Origin of the sequence: Okeania sp. SIO2C9, assembly GCF_010672455.1 — a bacterium.
GTDB lineage: Bacteria > Cyanobacteriota > Cyanobacteriia > Cyanobacteriales > Microcoleaceae > Okeania.
Map to the genome: position 1 here is coordinate 5,996 of NZ_JAAHGO010000042.1, position 15,351 is coordinate 21,346.

Genomic DNA, 15,351 nt, shown 5'->3' on the forward strand with positions numbered 1-15,351 from the left:
AGAATTTTCCCAGAAAATCTGACTAGGGCAATCTTGATTTGAAAATGGTATTAGAAAAAATAATTTGTCTGGTTTTTCTTAAGTCAATTAACTAGAGGAAGCTTTGAGGTTGTAGGTGAGAAAAGTTGGGTAATAGTTAATTCTAGCAATGGCAGTTAATTGAGAATTTTCCCACAAAATCTGACTAGGGCAATCTTGATTTGAAAATGGTATTAGAAAAAATAATTTGTCTGGTTTTTCTTAAGTCAATTAACTAGAGGAAGCTTTGAGGTTGTACAAAAAACTGAGTAATAAGTGATCAATAAAAATAGTAGCTGTATTTCCACCGCACCCTACTAGCATCTATAGCAACTTCCATTACTACTCTTGACTTATGGAATCTCTAAAACAACAGAATATCTAATATGTCTTCTTCCTTCTTCCTTCTTCCTTCTTCCTTCTTCCCTCTTCCTTCTATAATTGCTATAATCAATAAGAATAAAATTAACAACAAGAAAAATCAATAAATAGAGAAAATGATGTTAACAAAAAAACTCAAAGAACTGAAAACAATATTTTCAGAAATGGAGAAAGCTTTGATTGCTTACTCCGGCGGAATAGATAGCACTTTAGTAGCAAAAGTTGCTTATGATGTATTGGGAAATAAAGCTTTAGCTATAACTGCTATTTCTCCCTCTTTATTACCTGAAGATTTAGAAGATGCTCGTATTCAAGCAGCAGTAATTGGTATTTCCCATGAAGAAGTAGAAACTAATGAAATGGAGAATCCCAATTATACTTCTAATCCAATAAATCGTTGTTACTTTTGTAAAAGTGAATTGCATGATACTCTTAAACCTTTAGCTTTAAAGCGGGGTTATTCTTATGTAGTAGATGGGGTAAATTCAGATGATTTACGAGATTATCGTCCTGGTATTCAAGCAGCAAAAGAAAGAGGAGCTAGATCGCCTTTAGCAGAATTAGGAATTAGTAAGTTTGAAGTTAGACAACTTGCTAAAGAATTGGGTTTGCCTTGGTGGGATAAACCAGCTCAACCTTGTTTAAGTTCCCGTTTTCCTTATGGGGAAGAAATTACTTTTGAGAAGTTACAAAGGGTTGGTCGTGGGGAAAGATATTTGCGAGATTTGGGATTAAAAAATTTACGAGTTCGTTCGGAAAAAGATACTGCTAGAATTGAACTTCCACCGGAACAAATTAAAGAATTTGTGTTGACAATAAATTTGCCTCAGTTAGTAGAAAGGTTTAAAGAGTTTGGATTTATTTATGTCACTTTAGATTTAGAAGGATACCGGAGTGGGAAGTTAAATCAGGTTTTGTCGTCGGAGGTATTGGGGGGAAAAGTTTAAAGTAGATTTCCTAGAAATTAAGTTATTTCCATAATTAGGCATATAGTTGCCACCCTCGATCTGCCAAAACTATATTTGCCCTTTATTTCCTAAGCGTCTTAGAGACTGCTATATCTACTCCCCCTCTCTATTGTGTATGTCGCAATAGTCAAATCATTTTGTGAAGCGCATAACTTCCGAGTCTGTTGTAGAGAAATATCTACTTCCTCTCTATTATGTATGCCGCAATAGTCAAATCATTTTGTGAAGCGCATAACTTCCGAGTCTGTTGTAGAGAAATATCTACTTCCTCTCTATTATGTATGCCGCAATAGTCAAATCATTTTGTGAAGCGCATAACTTCCGAGTCTGTTGTAGAGAAATATCTACTTCCTCTCTATTATGTATGCCGCAATAGTCAAATCATTTTGTGAAACACCAGAATTTAAAGTGGGAAAATATCTAATACCAATTTGGAAAAAGAATGTTACGAATAATAAGAGCCATTAAAATACTTTATAGGAGATATCCATTGGACGAAAAAGATAAATTATGACCTAATAAATAGTATCAAAGCGATTCATTCTGACTCCTGAATCCTGACTCCTGACTCCTAAGAAATAACTATGACAATTAAACTAGAAAAAATAGTACCTTGGGGTCGAAATCTTGACGAATATATTTCTATGTTCGACCTTACTCCAGAAGAAAAGAAATTAAAAATTCTCGACTGTGCAGTAGGACCTTCAAGTTTTAATTATGAAATGACTTTTGAAAGATATAATGTCATTTCCTGCGACCCAATATATAAGTTTAATGCTGATGAAATTTCTCAACGTATTCAGGCAACTTCTCAAAATATTATTGACCAAATAAAGGCAAATTATGATACTTTTGTTTGGCAAAATTTACAGTCGCCAGAAAATCTACTAAAGGTAAGAATGGCAGCAATGGAAAAATTTTTATTAGACTTTCCTAATGGATTTCAGGAAAAACGTTATTTAACTGCTGAATTGCCGAAACTGCCTTTTGATAATCACAGATTTGATTTAGCTTTATGTAGCCATTTTCTATTTTTATATTCCGATCGTCTCTCAGCAGAATTTCATCTAGAATCAATTTTAGAAATGTGTCGAGTTGCTAAACAAGTACGAATTTTTCTTTTGCTTAAACTTTCTGGAGAAATCTCACCATTATTAACGCCAATAATTGAAAAATTAACAACTAAAGGATATAAAGCAGAAATTAAACAAGTAACTTATGAATTTCAGAAAGGAGGTAATCAAATGTTGCAAATATTTGTTTGAAGAAGGAAGAAGGAAGAAGGAAAAAGGAAAAAAAGGAAGAAAAAATGGATGGGGACTCAAACCCCGACCAATTGTAAACACTGCGGGTGACAGTGGGGTATTAAATCCAAAATAAAAAGATAATTAATGAAGGAATAATTCAAGAATTAACAATTACCGAAAAAAGGATTTTTTTTCTTCTTCTCTGTTTCCAGTGCCCAGTTCCGGTGTTCCCTAAAAGTTTCCAATATCTCACAACTCAAATCATATTGCTGTATATAGAAATCAACTTTTTCTGAACAGTTTCCTATTTCCAAAAATTGTGGCAAAGTCTATAATAAATGACATCCTCTAATTAGGGCTTACCGATCTAATCTAAAAGCATTGACATATAAAGGCTTTAGCCTTTTTGGGGCCTTTAAAAAGTGCAAATTTTTCAGCTCTTTATGCTCAAAAAGTTAGTATTTTAGGCAAGAATTGGGCAGAAACATCATTCTGACAATTGTTAGCGAATAATGAAGGTAAAAATCCTCTCCTTTCAAAGAGAAACAAGAAAAATTTTTCCTTTGAGTCAATCAATTCCGTTTTCAAGGAGAGGTAATTATTAATTATTAATTATTAATTATTAATTGTTGAATCTTACCTCCTCGCTCATTCCAATTTCTCCTGTATCCTATCTTCTACCCCTACTAAAAGACTTTTTCAGCAAACTCTAATTAGGATGTAAAAATAACTCTAAAAAATTTATGTTACCTTTTATTCGTTCAGAACTGAGTAATCTTAAAGCTTATACGCCTCATCCTGGTGGCAGTTCAGAAATTCCTTTAGATAGATTAGATACTAATGAATGTCCTTATGATTTATCAGATAATTTAAAGCAAAAGTTAGCTGGAAATTATCAAGAATTAATTGAAACAAACCGTTATCCAGATGGCAGTCACTTCCAACTTAAAGAAGCTATAGCTGAATATGTGAATGAAGCAACTCCATCAGCTAATATTTCTGCCGATAATATTTCTGTTGGTAATGGCTCAGATGAGTTAATTCGTTCTATTTTAATTGCTACTTGTTTAGGGGAAGAAGGTTCTATTTTAACTGCTAATCCTACTTTTTCTATGTATTCTATTCTTGCCAAAACTCTTGGTATTCCCATAGTCAATGTTGCTAGAAATGAGGCAAATTTTGAAATAGATATTTCTGCAGCTCGCGATGCTATTAATCAAACAAAAAATTCCACTGTAAAAGTAGTATTTGTTGTTAACCCAAACTCTCCTACAGCTAATGCTTTAACTGCTAAAGAATTAGAATGGTTGCTTAGTTTACCTGAAGAAATTATGGTAGTAATTGATGAAGCCTATTTTGAGTTTAGTCAGACTACTGTAGCTGAACAATTAAAGCAACACCCTAATTGGGTAATTTTAAGAACATTTTCAAAAGCTTTTAGATTAGCTTCCCTCCGGGTAGGATATGCGATCGCTCATCCAGAAGTTATTATTAATTTGGAAAAAGTTCGTCTTCCTTACAACTTACCAAGTTTTTCTCAAGCTGCTGCTAAATTAGTGCTTACCTACAGACAAGATGTATTATCTTTTATACCGGAAATTTTGACAGAAAGAGCTAAGTTATTTGATAGTTTTGCGGAAATTTCAGCTTTACAAGTTTGGGAAAGTACAGCTAATTTCTTTTATGCCAGACTTACGGATAAAGGGTTGAGTTTATTAGGAGAAAATCTGTCTCAGGAAGAAGGTTTAAATAATTTGATGCAGCAGCTTAAAAATCAGGGGACTTTAATTCGCCATACAGGTGGTGGTTTAAGAATTACGGTAGGAACTCCTGAAGAAAATCAGCGTACAATTGAGAGAATTAAAGGTATTTTTTCAACAATTAATAATTAATAATTAATTATTAATTATTAATTATTAGGGCTTGCTGATTAAATCTAAAATCATTGACATATAAAGGTTGAGCGCATTTTTTAGTTAAAAAAAGTCCAAGCTTAGTGGTCCTAATGGTTCAAAAAATTAGCATATTAGGCAAGAGTTGGGCAGATTGACATCCTCCCGACGCTGCTCTCACGAGACAGCGCGGGATTCCCTAGCATCACTGTTAGGGGCTTTCTGTTTCATAGCACCTGCCTTCCGAGATTTACTCCCAGATGGTCTTACAGTCGCTCCACAGACTGACACTGCTCCTCCCGCAGCCTTCGAGCGTGGGCGTTCCCTTGCGTCTATCGCCGACGCGGGTTCCCATCCGCAAAATATTTATACTTGCATTGATGTCCCGATCATGGTGAGCTGCACATTCGGGGCAATCCCACTCTCTAATGTTTAATGGTAATTTTTCTACTATGTGCCCACAACTAGAGCAACGTTTAGAACTGGGAAAGTATCTATCAATTTTGATTAACTCTCGGCCATACCAATCAGCCTTATACTCTAATTGCCTGAGTAATTCTCCCCAGTTGGCATCACTAATTGCTCTAGCTAATTTATGGTTTTTGACCATATTTTTTACTGCTAAATCCTCAACTACAATAGTTTGATTTTCTCTAATTAATTGAGTAGTTAGCTTGTGAGTATAGTCAAGCCTTGAATCTTTGATTTTTGCGTGTATCCTAGCTACTTTTATCCTGGCTTTGTGATAGTTATTAGAGCCTTTGGTTTTTCTCTTTAGAGACTTCTGAGCTAACCTTAATTTTTTGTGTAACTTGTTGAGTTTTTTTGGGTTAGCAATTTTTTCTCCATCACTGGTAGTAACTAAACTGGTAATTCCGCGCGTCAATACCAACTTGCTTGGTTACTGGGTTCAGTTTTAAATCTCTAGGGTCATTGACTCTCAAAGACACTGACCATCTACCACTTGGGTCAAGTTTTACGGTAATTGTCGTTGGTACACAGTTTTGTGGCAGTTGCCTACTCCATCTGATCGGTAATGGTTCAGCACATTTAGCTAGGTAGACTTGACCATCTTTCCACTTAAATGCGGATTTTGTGAACTCTGCACTACCACCATTCCGCTTTTTCTTAAAATTAGGGTATTTAGCACGCCCAGTAAAAAAGTTAGTGAATGCAGTTTGTAAATGCCTCAAGCCTTGTTGCAATGGGACACTACTAACTTCACTCAGAAAATCTAAATCTTCCTGTTTCTTCCAATTCGTAAGCATGGCTGAGGTTTGAGTATATCCTACCCGTTCTTTGTTCTCATGCCAAGCTTGAGTCCTCGCAGCTAAAGCTTTGTTGTAGATGAGGCGTACACAGCCTAAAGTCCTCCGCAACAAGTTTTCTTGTTCTGGTGTTGGGTAGACTCTAAATTTGTATGCTTTCTCGACCATTTACTACTAGCTAATTAACTTTCCACAGTTTAACACAAAGTCTTTGAAATATCAGCATTGATTGCGATTCCCATGCGACGCTCCCGTATCCGGAGAGCGCGGGTCTTCTCGCAACACTTAGATAATCAAGGGATTATTCTTTCTCCTACCTCCTCTATAATTCCCATTTCTCCTGTCTCCTGTCTCCTACCCTTACCCATAATACTAGTGAAGCGCAAACCCTAATTAGGGCTTGCTGAATAAATCTAAAAGTCTTTGCAGATAAAGGTTTGAGCCCACATTCCGCAGGTCAAGAGCGTAACATTAAAAGTAGTATATGAATCTGTAGCTTGGTAGGTATTCATACTATGCAAATCATCTCAATACTTTTTTCGTTCATCAAATTCCAAGTAAAAAATTTACGCATAAATACTTGCAGTATTGATGACTCAATCACGGCAGCTATAATTTTCTTCTAAAATTATGTCTCCTGTCTCCTGTCTCCTTCTTTTATATTACATTTTGTCGTGCGGAATGTAGGTTTTAGCCTTTTTAAGTATCAAAAAGTGCGAGGTTTTAGGTAGTAATGATTCAAAAATTTAGTATTTTAGGCGCATAGTTGTGCAGAAAAATAATTCTTACAATTCTTACTCCTACCTCCTCGCTCATTCCCCGTTCTTCCTGTCTCCTGTCTCCTGTCTCCCGTCTCTACTAAAAGACTTTTGAGCGCAGACCCTAATTATAAATTAAACATATTTTTCAGACGATTTCTGACCCAAACCACAGGATTTTTATCATCTTCTTCTGCATCAACTAATCCCAATCTTCTAAGTTCATTTTGACGTTCAGATAATTCTTCTTGATGTTTACCCAATTCTTGTACAATTACCTCTGCTAATTGTGGATTTTCATGTAATATTTTTTCAAAGCCTTTTTTATGAATAGCAAATAAAATTGTATCTTCAAGTGCCCTAACTGAAGCTGTACGAGGAATACCTAACATTAAAGCTAATTCTCCAAAAAAATTGCCAGCTTTTAGAGTAGTCAGATTTTTATTAATTTTTTCAACAAAGACCTCTACTGAACCGGAAAGAATAATATAAAAAGTATCACCAGGGTCTCCTTCATGGAATAAAATATTTAATGGTCTGAGACGTTTTCTATACCCTACTTCTATCAATTTTCGTAACTCAACATCAGTAAAGTTTTCAAAATAAGCCACTTGTAATAATAAATCTCTAGCTGATAGAGGTTTACTAGGTATAGACTGATGGTCTATTACCCCATGAAGAACAGTATTTTGAGATGATTCTAAGTGTGGTGATTCTTGTGTATTATTCAGATATATCTTAATATGGTCCCAAGGAATTAAAATACCCTGTTTATGTAAATTATTGTAGATAATAAACCGTAAAGAACTCATATAAATTGGTTGATTATAAATTTCCTTTACCCATACCCATAATTGAAACTTAAAGGCGTTATCTTGAAACCCCAGAAACAAAACTTTTGGAGGTGGTTCTCGTAATACTACAGGTTCCATATAAGCTGACATTAGTACCGTTTCTGTAACTAATACTGGGTCACTATCATCAGATACAAAAATATCAAGGTCAATCCTACCTTTAAAACTATCGTAGCTTAAGTTATGTATTTTTCCTTCTATTAAGACACCATTAGGAATAATTATATGACTACCATTTAATGTTCTAATTCTAGTTGAACGCAAACCAATTTCTTCCACAAAACCTAAATCATTATCTAATTCAATAAAATCTCCTATTTTTATGGGTCTTTCTATCAGTACATTCAAACCACTAATAAAGTTTTTAGTAATATTCTGAAATCCTAAACCAATACCTACACCTAAACCCCCGGCTAAAACTGCTAATGAAGAGACATTAAAACCTTGTGTTTGTAAAATAATTATCACGCCTAGGGTACTCACTCCATAGCTGAATATTGTAGATATTGCCTCTCGATTAGCTTCATCTATACCTAGTTTTACTAGAAATACTTTTTTGAGTAAATTTTTGAATATTCTACCGAATATAAGAACTGTAATTAGATATAAACATAGTTTTAAAAGTAAACTTAAAGATATATAAGTATCCCCGACAAAAAGTAGGGGAGTCGTAAACATTTCAGCTAGTTGTAATAATAAATTTTGTACTTTTTGGAGCATAAAGTTTAAATATTTATTCTATAGCAATTAGATTTTGATTTTATGGAGAGATAATCTAAAATTTTTCATATTAATGAAGTAAAACAACTAATATCATGTCCCCTTGAATACTTAAACCTAGGAGGAAGAAAGGCAGAAGGTAGAAGGGAAAGAAAGGTTCCAAGGGAGAAGGTTTTTTGATCACTGATTATCCGGATATGATATAACCTGAAAAGCAAAACAAATAAAGGTAAAACAAAATAAAGATTCTCCCTAATAAATGAATGCTAATAAATTGACAATAATTAGTAACGTAATTAAATTGTAAATTATGTTAATTTATGCTCCCTATTTATCCCCCAAAAAAGTATAAATTACTATCTGAAAAATCAGTATATAGCAATCGAATCAAACACAATATTTGTCCTTTTTCCTTCTCTCCTAGATAACTAAAGTCTTCTTCCTTTTTCCCTCTTCCTTCTGCTATAAAACAATAAACAATGATTATAGCGATGATGAACCTGAGACAGAAAAATATGAAGAATTAATCGGTTAGTTATGGATAAATTTCTCACTCATGTACCGTAGTATCAGGCATTATTGTGCCATGCAAATTTGTATGAGTTAGGTCTACATTCTTTAAATCAGCTTCAGTTAAGTCAGCTTGACTGAGAGATGCCTTATATAAATTGGCCTTGCGCAAAGATGCTTTTTTGAGATTTGCCCCACTTAATGAAGCCAAACGCAGGTCTGTCTCTCGTAACGAAGCGCCCTCTAAACAAGCCTCTCGCAAAGAAGCTTCCCGAAAATCTGCCTCACGAAAGTCAGCCCCACTTAAATTTGCTTTAGTTAAGTCTGCTCTGTAAAAGTCTGCTTCACGGAATTCTGCCGACCCTTTAACTTGAGCCTCACTTAGGTCTGCATCTATCAATGAAGCACGATTCATTCTCACATCAGTTAAGTCTGCTCCTCTGAGGTTAGCTCCCCGTAGGTCTGCTTTTTCGAGAGAAGCTTTTTTTAAGCAAGCATTCCGTAAACATATTCTGTGTAGATTAGCTCTCTCTAAGTTAGCTTTCCGCAAATCTACTCCTGTGAAGTCAGTTTCTCCATTATTGTAGCGTTCAATTAATTCTTTTGAATCCATTTTAATATCCTCAATTACTTTCAAGAAAAATATTCACTTAATCAACTAATTTAAGTCAACTAAATTACTTAATTATTATTTTTATTAGGTTGGCTACCTGTCCAGAGTCAAGTTTTTATTTACTGATAACTTATACCATGGGTTAAAAATAATTTTACAAATGCTGTAGGAAAGGAATAATATCATGTTCGGTTGAATACTTATAAATAACTTAGTGAGGAGTCAGGAAGTAGGGGCGCAATTGCGAAGCCCATGCCGTCAGGCTATATGGCCATTTGCCCGTACAGAAGTCAGAAGGGAAGAAAGAAGGAAGGAACAAAATTCAACATTCATTGTTGAACAACCCGGTCTCTAGGAGAAACCGGGTGTTTTAGACATTGATTATTTAGGGTGAATTTTTAGAGAAAAACTGTTCATCAAAAAAGACAGCCGATTTTAATTTTTCGGAGTCACAATATATTCTGATGAAACCTGTTCTACCCTTCCTAATCTTACTAAAGCCTGATAAAACATCGCTGTAACTTCAGCACGAGTAGCAGGTTTATTTGGATTCAAAATTGTTACATCTGGATGATTTACTACCAATCCAGTAGAAGTTGCTGCTGCTAATTTTTCCTTAGCCCAATCAGGTATTTTTTCTTTGTCTTTATAAATACTTAAAACCTGATCAGGATTTGATGGAATTTCCAGATTTAAGCCACTAGCTAAAGCAACTAATACCTGTAATCTTGGTACTTCTTGTTCTGGACGAAAAATATTTCCTGGATACCCACTCAAAAAACCAGATTTAGTAGCTGTTTGAATTTCTTTTTGAGTCGGTGAATCTGCTGGTACATCCTTATAGTTAACAGCACTTTCTGTTAATTTTTCCTCAAATACTTTAGGAATTTGAGTAGCAAATTCGGCTCGCGTTACAGGTTTATCTGCCTCGAATTTATCGTTATCAACCTTAGCAATAATATCACGTTCTTCCAAAGGTTGAATGAAATTACTGGCCCAAAAATTATCTGGAACATCAGAAAATTTAATTTTGCCAATAGGAGATATTTCAGGAGATGGCGCTGCTGTACCGACTAACGGAATTTCAGAAGTTGCCACCTCTGGAGATGGAATTGTTGCTGTGGGTGATTCAGAAGTTGCCACCTCTGGAGGTGGAGTTGTTGCTATTTCACTCACCTCTGGCGAGCCAGAAGTTGCCACCTCTGGAGATGGAGTTGTTGCTGTTTCACTCGCCCCTGGTGACTTAAAAGTTACCTGCTCTGGAGATGGAGTTGTTGCCGTGGGTGACTCTGTTGTTAAACTAGGAATCGGAGGGGCTAGAGGTAAAGATGGAGTTGCCATTGGAGATTCAGATAACATACTTCCAATACCTAATGTGGCCAAACCCTTTCCAACTTGTGGGACTTTTGGCGGTTTGGCTAATTTGAGTGTTGTCTCAGCCTCAGTATTAGCTCGATCCAAACCTTTAACACTTGTCTCTAACTGCTCAAAAGTATCAGTAATAGGAGTCAGAGTAGCCAAACTTGTTTCTAACTCTTCAGAAGAAGAAAGTGCTTGACCAAAATTTGATGCTGGTTCGCCAGTCAGGGTATTAAGTTGTGGTGAGCCTAAGCTAAAGATTGACTCTTCTGTACTAACATCTGGATTATCAACTGTTTCAGATTCAGATTCAGATAAAGAAAGAATAGGTTTAGAGAATAGATTAAACCCATTATTTCCTTGAGTAGTTGTCCAGAAAAATACACTGCCAAGAGTCGCTAAGGCTACAAATATTGCAATCCACTCATCACGTTCCACTGGCCTTGACCGTGAAGGTGGGTTCGGAGGTATATTTGTCATTGTTATAGCTATATAGTGACCGAAAAATTTGCTCCCAAGTCTCGCCCTTGAAGGGCGATTTTTAGTTGCTAAATGTTTCAATAAATATGTTACAATACTATTAGTTTAGTTGACAGATTATGAAAGCTATATTTAAGTATCGTATATATCCAAAACCAGGAAAAAAATACCGATTAGCCAAGCTATTTGCTTGGGTTTGCTGACGCAACACTTTCCTATCGGAATGCTACCGCAAACGTGAACATGTTGTTTGGAATGATAGCCTAGCTTGCTGTCAATAAAAATATACTTTAGGAGGTAACAAACCCACTAAAGAAAAGCTGCAAAAACAGTTTATTACCAAAGCAAAAAAGACTGAATATAGAGAGTGGCTTAAAGAAGTTTATAACATACCATTGCAGCAATATTTGAATGATTTAAACCAAGCTTATCAAAACTTTTTTAAAGTACGGACGTTGCATGCAACGTCCCTAGGTCGGAGAAAAGGTAGACCTATTAAACCTCCTAAATTCAAAAGCAGGAAATCAAAACAAACTGCAAGATTTACACTCATGAGGGTTTAAAATTGGTCAACATAAAGTTGATTTAGCTAAGATTGGAAAGCTGAAAATTGTTTCGCCTGTGAGAGTTACCTGCTGCTCCATCATCAGTAACAGTAATCAAAGACGTAGGGGCAAACTGCCGTTTGCTTCGCATAACTATCGTTAACGCCCCTACATAGATATTTCTTGAGTTTTGTAGTAGAAATACAACCAGAAATCTTACCTCAAACTGACAATTCAGTAGGTATCGATTTAGGCATTTCTACCTTTGCTACATTTAGCGACGGTACAAAAGTTGATGCTCCTAAACCCCTCAAAAAACGAATTAAGAAGTTAAGAAAGTTAAGTAAGTCATTATCTCATAAAACTAAGGGGTCTAAAAGGTATGAAAAAGCACGGGTAAGAGTAGCTAAATTCCATGCCAAACTGAAAGATACGCTTGACAGATTTTCTGCATAAATTATCTACTGAAATAATTCGTGAAAACCAAGCAATTGTTTTAGAGGATTTGTTTGCGAAGATTAGGGAGAAAAGGAAGAAGTCAAAAGTTAAAAGTTAAAAGTGATATTTTAGTCAATCCTCTTCTTTTCAAGGAGAGGTAATAATTAATAATTAATTATTAATTATTAATTATTAATTGTTCCCTATTCCCTAAAATTATAAAATGACTACTAAACCATTAATTATTGCTCACCGGGGTGCATCTGGCTTGGTGGAATTTGAAAATACTTTAGCTTCTTTTGAAAAAGCTATTGAATTGGGTGTACCAATGGTTGAGTTTGATGTGAGAAAAACTCAGGATAATTTATTTGTTACGTTTCACGATGAATCAATTGATGGGATGAAAATTAGTGATTTGAATTATCAAAAACTTTTGGATATTTCTCGGCAAAAAGGTTTTGATGTGCCATTGATAGAGGATGTGTTGAAGTTGTGTCGGGGGAAAATTAAACTTGATATTGAATTGAAAGAAGTGGGATATGAATTGGAGATAGTTAATTTAGTCAAAAAATATTTAGATTATCAAGATTATGTGATTAAGTCTTTTCTTGATGCTGCTATTATTGCGGTCAAAAAAGCTGATAATCGAATTACAACTGGGTTGTTATTAGGAGTTGGTAAACCCCAAAAATTAATCGCTACTCGATTATCAGAAATCTTTCCTGAATTTCGTTTGTTTACAACTAAAGCTGATTTTGTTTCGCCTAATTATCAATTGATAAAATTTGGTTTTGTCTGGCGCATGAAATTGATTAATCAGAAGATCTATGTTTGGACGATTAATGATGAAAATTTAATGGTTAAAATTGTCAAACAAGGAGTATTTGCATTAATTACAGATAGACCAGATTTAGCTTTGAAGTTATTTGATGGGAATTAGCATTCGTTGTATCCAACGTTCCTACCCACTCCCCCACTCCCCTACTCAATAAAATGTAGAAAAGTTTTTGAGAAATGGTGTTATACCAATTTGATAAATATTTGCTACAAATAGTTAGGCTATTTCTTAGGAGTCAACCCACCTCTAACCCCTCCCAGGAGGCAGGGTCTATTTATTGTCACCAGAGAAAAAAGGAGGGGGGTGGGAAGTGTGGGGAGTGTGGGGAGTGTGGGGAGTGTGGGGAGTGTGGGAAGCACAGGATATCAAAAAAATATAGGGTTGTAAATATTCTCTGACGACAAAGAATTAGCCCTGCTCCCAGGAGGGGAAGTCAGGAGGACCGAGTCGTATGGGAATTGCTTCAATACGTTTTTAGGTCGTAAATTCTTTTTTTCTCTTGGTGCGCGTTCCACAAGCGAGCTGGCGTCGTCGCGGGGTAGCACCGCTCTCTTGGTCGATTGGATATGGCGAGGGGACTAGCTCTTGACAGAGCCGCTCCGCTGTTAGCGTTTGCGGTAGCAAACGCCATCCCACCCTACGGGAAGCTCCGAAGATCGACCGCTTTGTCAAAGGGACATTTCCTGCAAAATCTTTTTATTGCACTTATTATTCATAACATTCTTTTTTCAAATTGGTATTATGTAACCATCCAACAGCACGCGGTGCATGAGACATAAAATTGACCATTATTCCAAAAAATGGTAAGCATACTCTCACACACGTTACTTAATCTTTTGTTTATAGTAGTCGAAGGAAAGGTTAAGACAGATCAAAAGTTTAAAACTCAGGCAACGCAATATTTTTCCTTCTTCCTTCTTTATTCTGCTATACAAACTATTCTGTGACATACTCCCACACACTCGCTGACGCTATAGTGTGGGCTTCTCGTTTCGTAGCCCCGGTATCCCGTCGGGCAAGCGCGTGCTTTAAGGACGGAATGCCCTACCGCCCTATTTTTTATATTTATTGCTGCATTTAAGTCGCGGTCTATGACAATACCGCAGTGTGGGCAAGAATGAGTTCGTATGTTTAATTCTTTCGGGACTTTTCCACCGCAATTCGAGCAATCTTGGCTGGTATTTTGAGGATTCACTGCTATAGTTTTCACCTCCAGCATTTGCCTCTTTCACAGGAGCTGCGCTAACGGCTTTGACAGTTAAAATAGTTAGAAATTGTCCCCAGCCAGCATCATTAATTGATTTACTCAAACGAGTCTTTGCTAGCCCTTTTATATTTAAGTTTGCCTCCGGCACGCCGCTCCGCGTCTACATGGGCGATAACTTCTGCTTTTAATAACAATTCATTGGCTGTTTTGAAATGAAAGTCTTTACGTTTATCGGCTACCTTTTTATGTTGTTTAGCTACAGCTTTAACAGCTTTTAACCATCTTTTGCTTCCTTTCTTTTTACGGGATAAACGTTTCTGTAGAGTTTTTAATCGCTGCTGAGATTTTCGATAGTATTGAGGGATGGGGACTGATTCTCCTTCACTTGTTACTAAGAATTCTTTCAACCCCATATCAATTCCTAGAGTGTTTTTTAATGTTGGTTCAACTTTAGTTGTTAAAGCTGGAACAGATTTTTCTTCTAGGGATAAAGTTACATAATAACCATCTGCTTTACGACTAATTTTTACTGTTTAAGAGTGAAAACCATCAGGTAACGGTCGATGTTTAATCAACTTAATGTTGCCTATTTTTGGCAAATTAATTTGATTTCCTTCAATACAGTTTTGTTTGATTTGAGGATAAGTAAAACTACGATAACGTCCAATTCCATTAAACCTTGGTTTTCCTAATTTCTGCCCATTTTTGTTTGCTGTCAACCATCTATCAAAGGCAAGTTTAACCCGTTTTATGCAATCTTGGCATACCTGAGAGTGAATTAGTTTGTACTCAGGAAACTTGTCTTTGGTATTGACCAAATCTCGTTTTTGAGAGTAATAATTTGGATTATCTCTTAGTTGAGGAATTGGCATCACTAAAGGGCAAGTGTTAACTGGACAACGGTTTTCTGACCACCATGAAAACCTTTCACCCAACCGATAGTTGTACTGCCGACGCAACAATTCCAACCACAATTGAATAGTGGCTATTTGATATGATTTGGGCCTTAATTTATATTGGTAGGCAGTGCGCATGGTGGAAATTTTCTGGGGTTATTGCAATATCATAATACAAGTTTTTCAACTAGGGCGAAGGTTTTTGCTGAGATATCATGCAAATTGAATCGGCATCGAACCCATTCAATTGGCCGCCGATTCATCTGGTCGCCAAATCACAGATTATGGCGTGAGGCTTCTCGGCGCTCTAGCTAAACAAAAAGAACCTCTTAGTTGTGAGGCTCTCTTTTTACTAATAA

General features: G+C 35.9%; 11 protein-coding genes and 1 pseudogene. 5 read left to right on the forward strand and 7 right to left on the reverse strand.

Annotated elements, in window-relative coordinates; translation table 11 throughout:
• Positions 1-518: 518 nt before the first annotated feature.
• The 3 genes from larE (at position 519) to F6K23_RS25935 (ending at position 4,506) form a co-directional block, all read left to right on the forward strand.
• Complete coding sequence (larE, locus tag F6K23_RS25925) at positions 519-1,346, forward strand: ATP-dependent sacrificial sulfur transferase LarE (RefSeq protein WP_293161243.1); 828 nt, start codon at positions 519-521, stop codon at positions 1,344-1,346.
• A gap of 605 nt (positions 1,347-1,951) precedes the next feature.
• The gene (locus F6K23_RS25930; protein WP_293161162.1) at positions 1,952-2,632 is read left to right on the forward strand and encodes an SAM-dependent methyltransferase; all 681 of its coding nucleotides are present in this window, start codon (positions 1,952-1,954) and stop codon (positions 2,630-2,632) included.
• A 725-nt stretch (positions 2,633-3,357) separates the two neighbouring features.
• Entirely contained in the window at positions 3,358-4,506 is a 1,149-nt protein-coding gene (locus F6K23_RS25935) for a histidinol-phosphate transaminase (protein WP_293161164.1), read from the forward strand.
• 177 nt (positions 4,507-4,683) lie between these two features.
• Here F6K23_RS25935 and F6K23_RS25940 read toward each other — a convergent pair.
• The 4 genes and pseudogenes from F6K23_RS25940 to F6K23_RS25955 all read right to left on the reverse strand — a co-directional run bounded on the left by F6K23_RS25940 (position 4,684) and on the right by F6K23_RS25955 (position 11,068).
• Positions 4,684-5,942 (reverse strand): annotated as a pseudogene (locus F6K23_RS25940) (RNA-guided endonuclease InsQ/TnpB family protein).
• A 718-nt stretch (positions 5,943-6,660) separates the two neighbouring features.
• Positions 6,661-8,106 (reverse strand): cyclic nucleotide-binding domain-containing protein, encoded by a 1,446-nt coding sequence (locus F6K23_RS25945; RefSeq protein ID WP_293161166.1) that lies wholly within the window; start codon positions 8,104-8,106, stop codon positions 6,661-6,663.
• Between the two features lie 550 nt (positions 8,107-8,656).
• Complete coding sequence (locus tag F6K23_RS25950) at positions 8,657-9,229, reverse strand: pentapeptide repeat-containing protein (protein ID WP_293161168.1); 573 nt, start codon at positions 9,227-9,229, stop codon at positions 8,657-8,659.
• Positions 9,230-9,664: 435 nt separating this feature from the next.
• A complete protein-coding gene (locus F6K23_RS25955) occupies positions 9,665-11,068 on the reverse strand; it encodes an S-layer homology domain-containing protein (protein WP_293161170.1) in 1,404 nt (467 codons plus the stop codon).
• Between the two features lie 728 nt (positions 11,069-11,796).
• On the opposite strand from F6K23_RS25955, the gene F6K23_RS25960 reads away from it, so the two are divergent.
• Positions 11,797-12,069 carry a transposase gene (locus tag F6K23_RS25960; protein ID WP_293161172.1) on the forward strand — a complete coding sequence of 91 codons (273 nt, stop codon included), beginning with the start codon at positions 11,797-11,799 and terminating at the stop codon, positions 12,067-12,069.
• Positions 12,070-12,274: 205 nt separating this feature from the next.
• The gene (locus F6K23_RS25965; protein ID WP_293161174.1) at positions 12,275-12,991 is read left to right on the forward strand and encodes a glycerophosphodiester phosphodiesterase; all 717 of its coding nucleotides are present in this window, start codon (positions 12,275-12,277) and stop codon (positions 12,989-12,991) included.
• 817 nt (positions 12,992-13,808) lie between these two features.
• Here F6K23_RS25965 and F6K23_RS42145 read toward each other — a convergent pair.
• The 3 genes from F6K23_RS42145 to F6K23_RS42155 form a co-directional block, all read right to left on the reverse strand.
• Positions 13,809-14,108: a zinc ribbon domain-containing protein gene (locus tag F6K23_RS42145; protein WP_367267819.1), complete on the reverse strand. Its 300-nt coding sequence runs from the start codon at positions 14,106-14,108 to the stop codon at positions 13,809-13,811.
• Between the two features lie 83 nt (positions 14,109-14,191).
• A complete protein-coding gene (locus F6K23_RS42150; protein WP_367267823.1) occupies positions 14,192-14,620 on the reverse strand; it encodes an RNA-guided endonuclease InsQ/TnpB family protein in 429 nt (142 codons plus the stop codon).
• Between the two features lie 9 nt (positions 14,621-14,629).
• On the reverse strand, positions 14,630-15,130 hold the full coding sequence (locus F6K23_RS42155; protein ID WP_367267820.1) for an RNA-guided endonuclease InsQ/TnpB family protein: 501 nt from the start codon (positions 15,128-15,130) through the stop codon (positions 14,630-14,632).
• Positions 15,131-15,351: the final 221 nt, after the last annotated feature.

Excerpts from the sequence above, each read along its gene's own strand:
- larE (WP_293161243.1), top strand. The coding sequence starts at position 519 with ATGTTAACAAAAAAACTCAAAGAACTGAAAACAATATTTTCAGAAATG.
- F6K23_RS25930 (WP_293161162.1), top strand. The coding sequence starts at position 1,952 with ATGACAATTAAACTAGAAAAAATAGTACCTTGGGGTCGAAATCTTGAC.
- F6K23_RS25935 (WP_293161164.1), top strand. The coding sequence starts at position 3,358 with ATGTTACCTTTTATTCGTTCAGAACTGAGTAATCTTAAAGCTTATACG.
- F6K23_RS25945 (WP_293161166.1), bottom strand. The coding sequence starts at position 8,106 with ATGCTCCAAAAAGTACAAAATTTATTATTACAACTAGCTGAAATGTTT.
- F6K23_RS25950 (WP_293161168.1), bottom strand. The coding sequence starts at position 9,229 with ATGGATTCAAAAGAATTAATTGAACGCTACAATAATGGAGAAACTGAC.
- F6K23_RS25955 (WP_293161170.1), bottom strand. The coding sequence starts at position 11,068 with ATGACAAATATACCTCCGAACCCACCTTCACGGTCAAGGCCAGTGGAA.
- F6K23_RS25965 (WP_293161174.1), top strand. The coding sequence starts at position 12,275 with ATGACTACTAAACCATTAATTATTGCTCACCGGGGTGCATCTGGCTTG.
- F6K23_RS42145 (WP_367267819.1), bottom strand. The coding sequence starts at position 14,108 with ATGCTGGAGGTGAAAACTATAGCAGTGAATCCTCAAAATACCAGCCAA.
- F6K23_RS42155 (WP_367267820.1), bottom strand. The coding sequence starts at position 15,130 with ATGCGCACTGCCTACCAATATAAATTAAGGCCCAAATCATATCAAATA.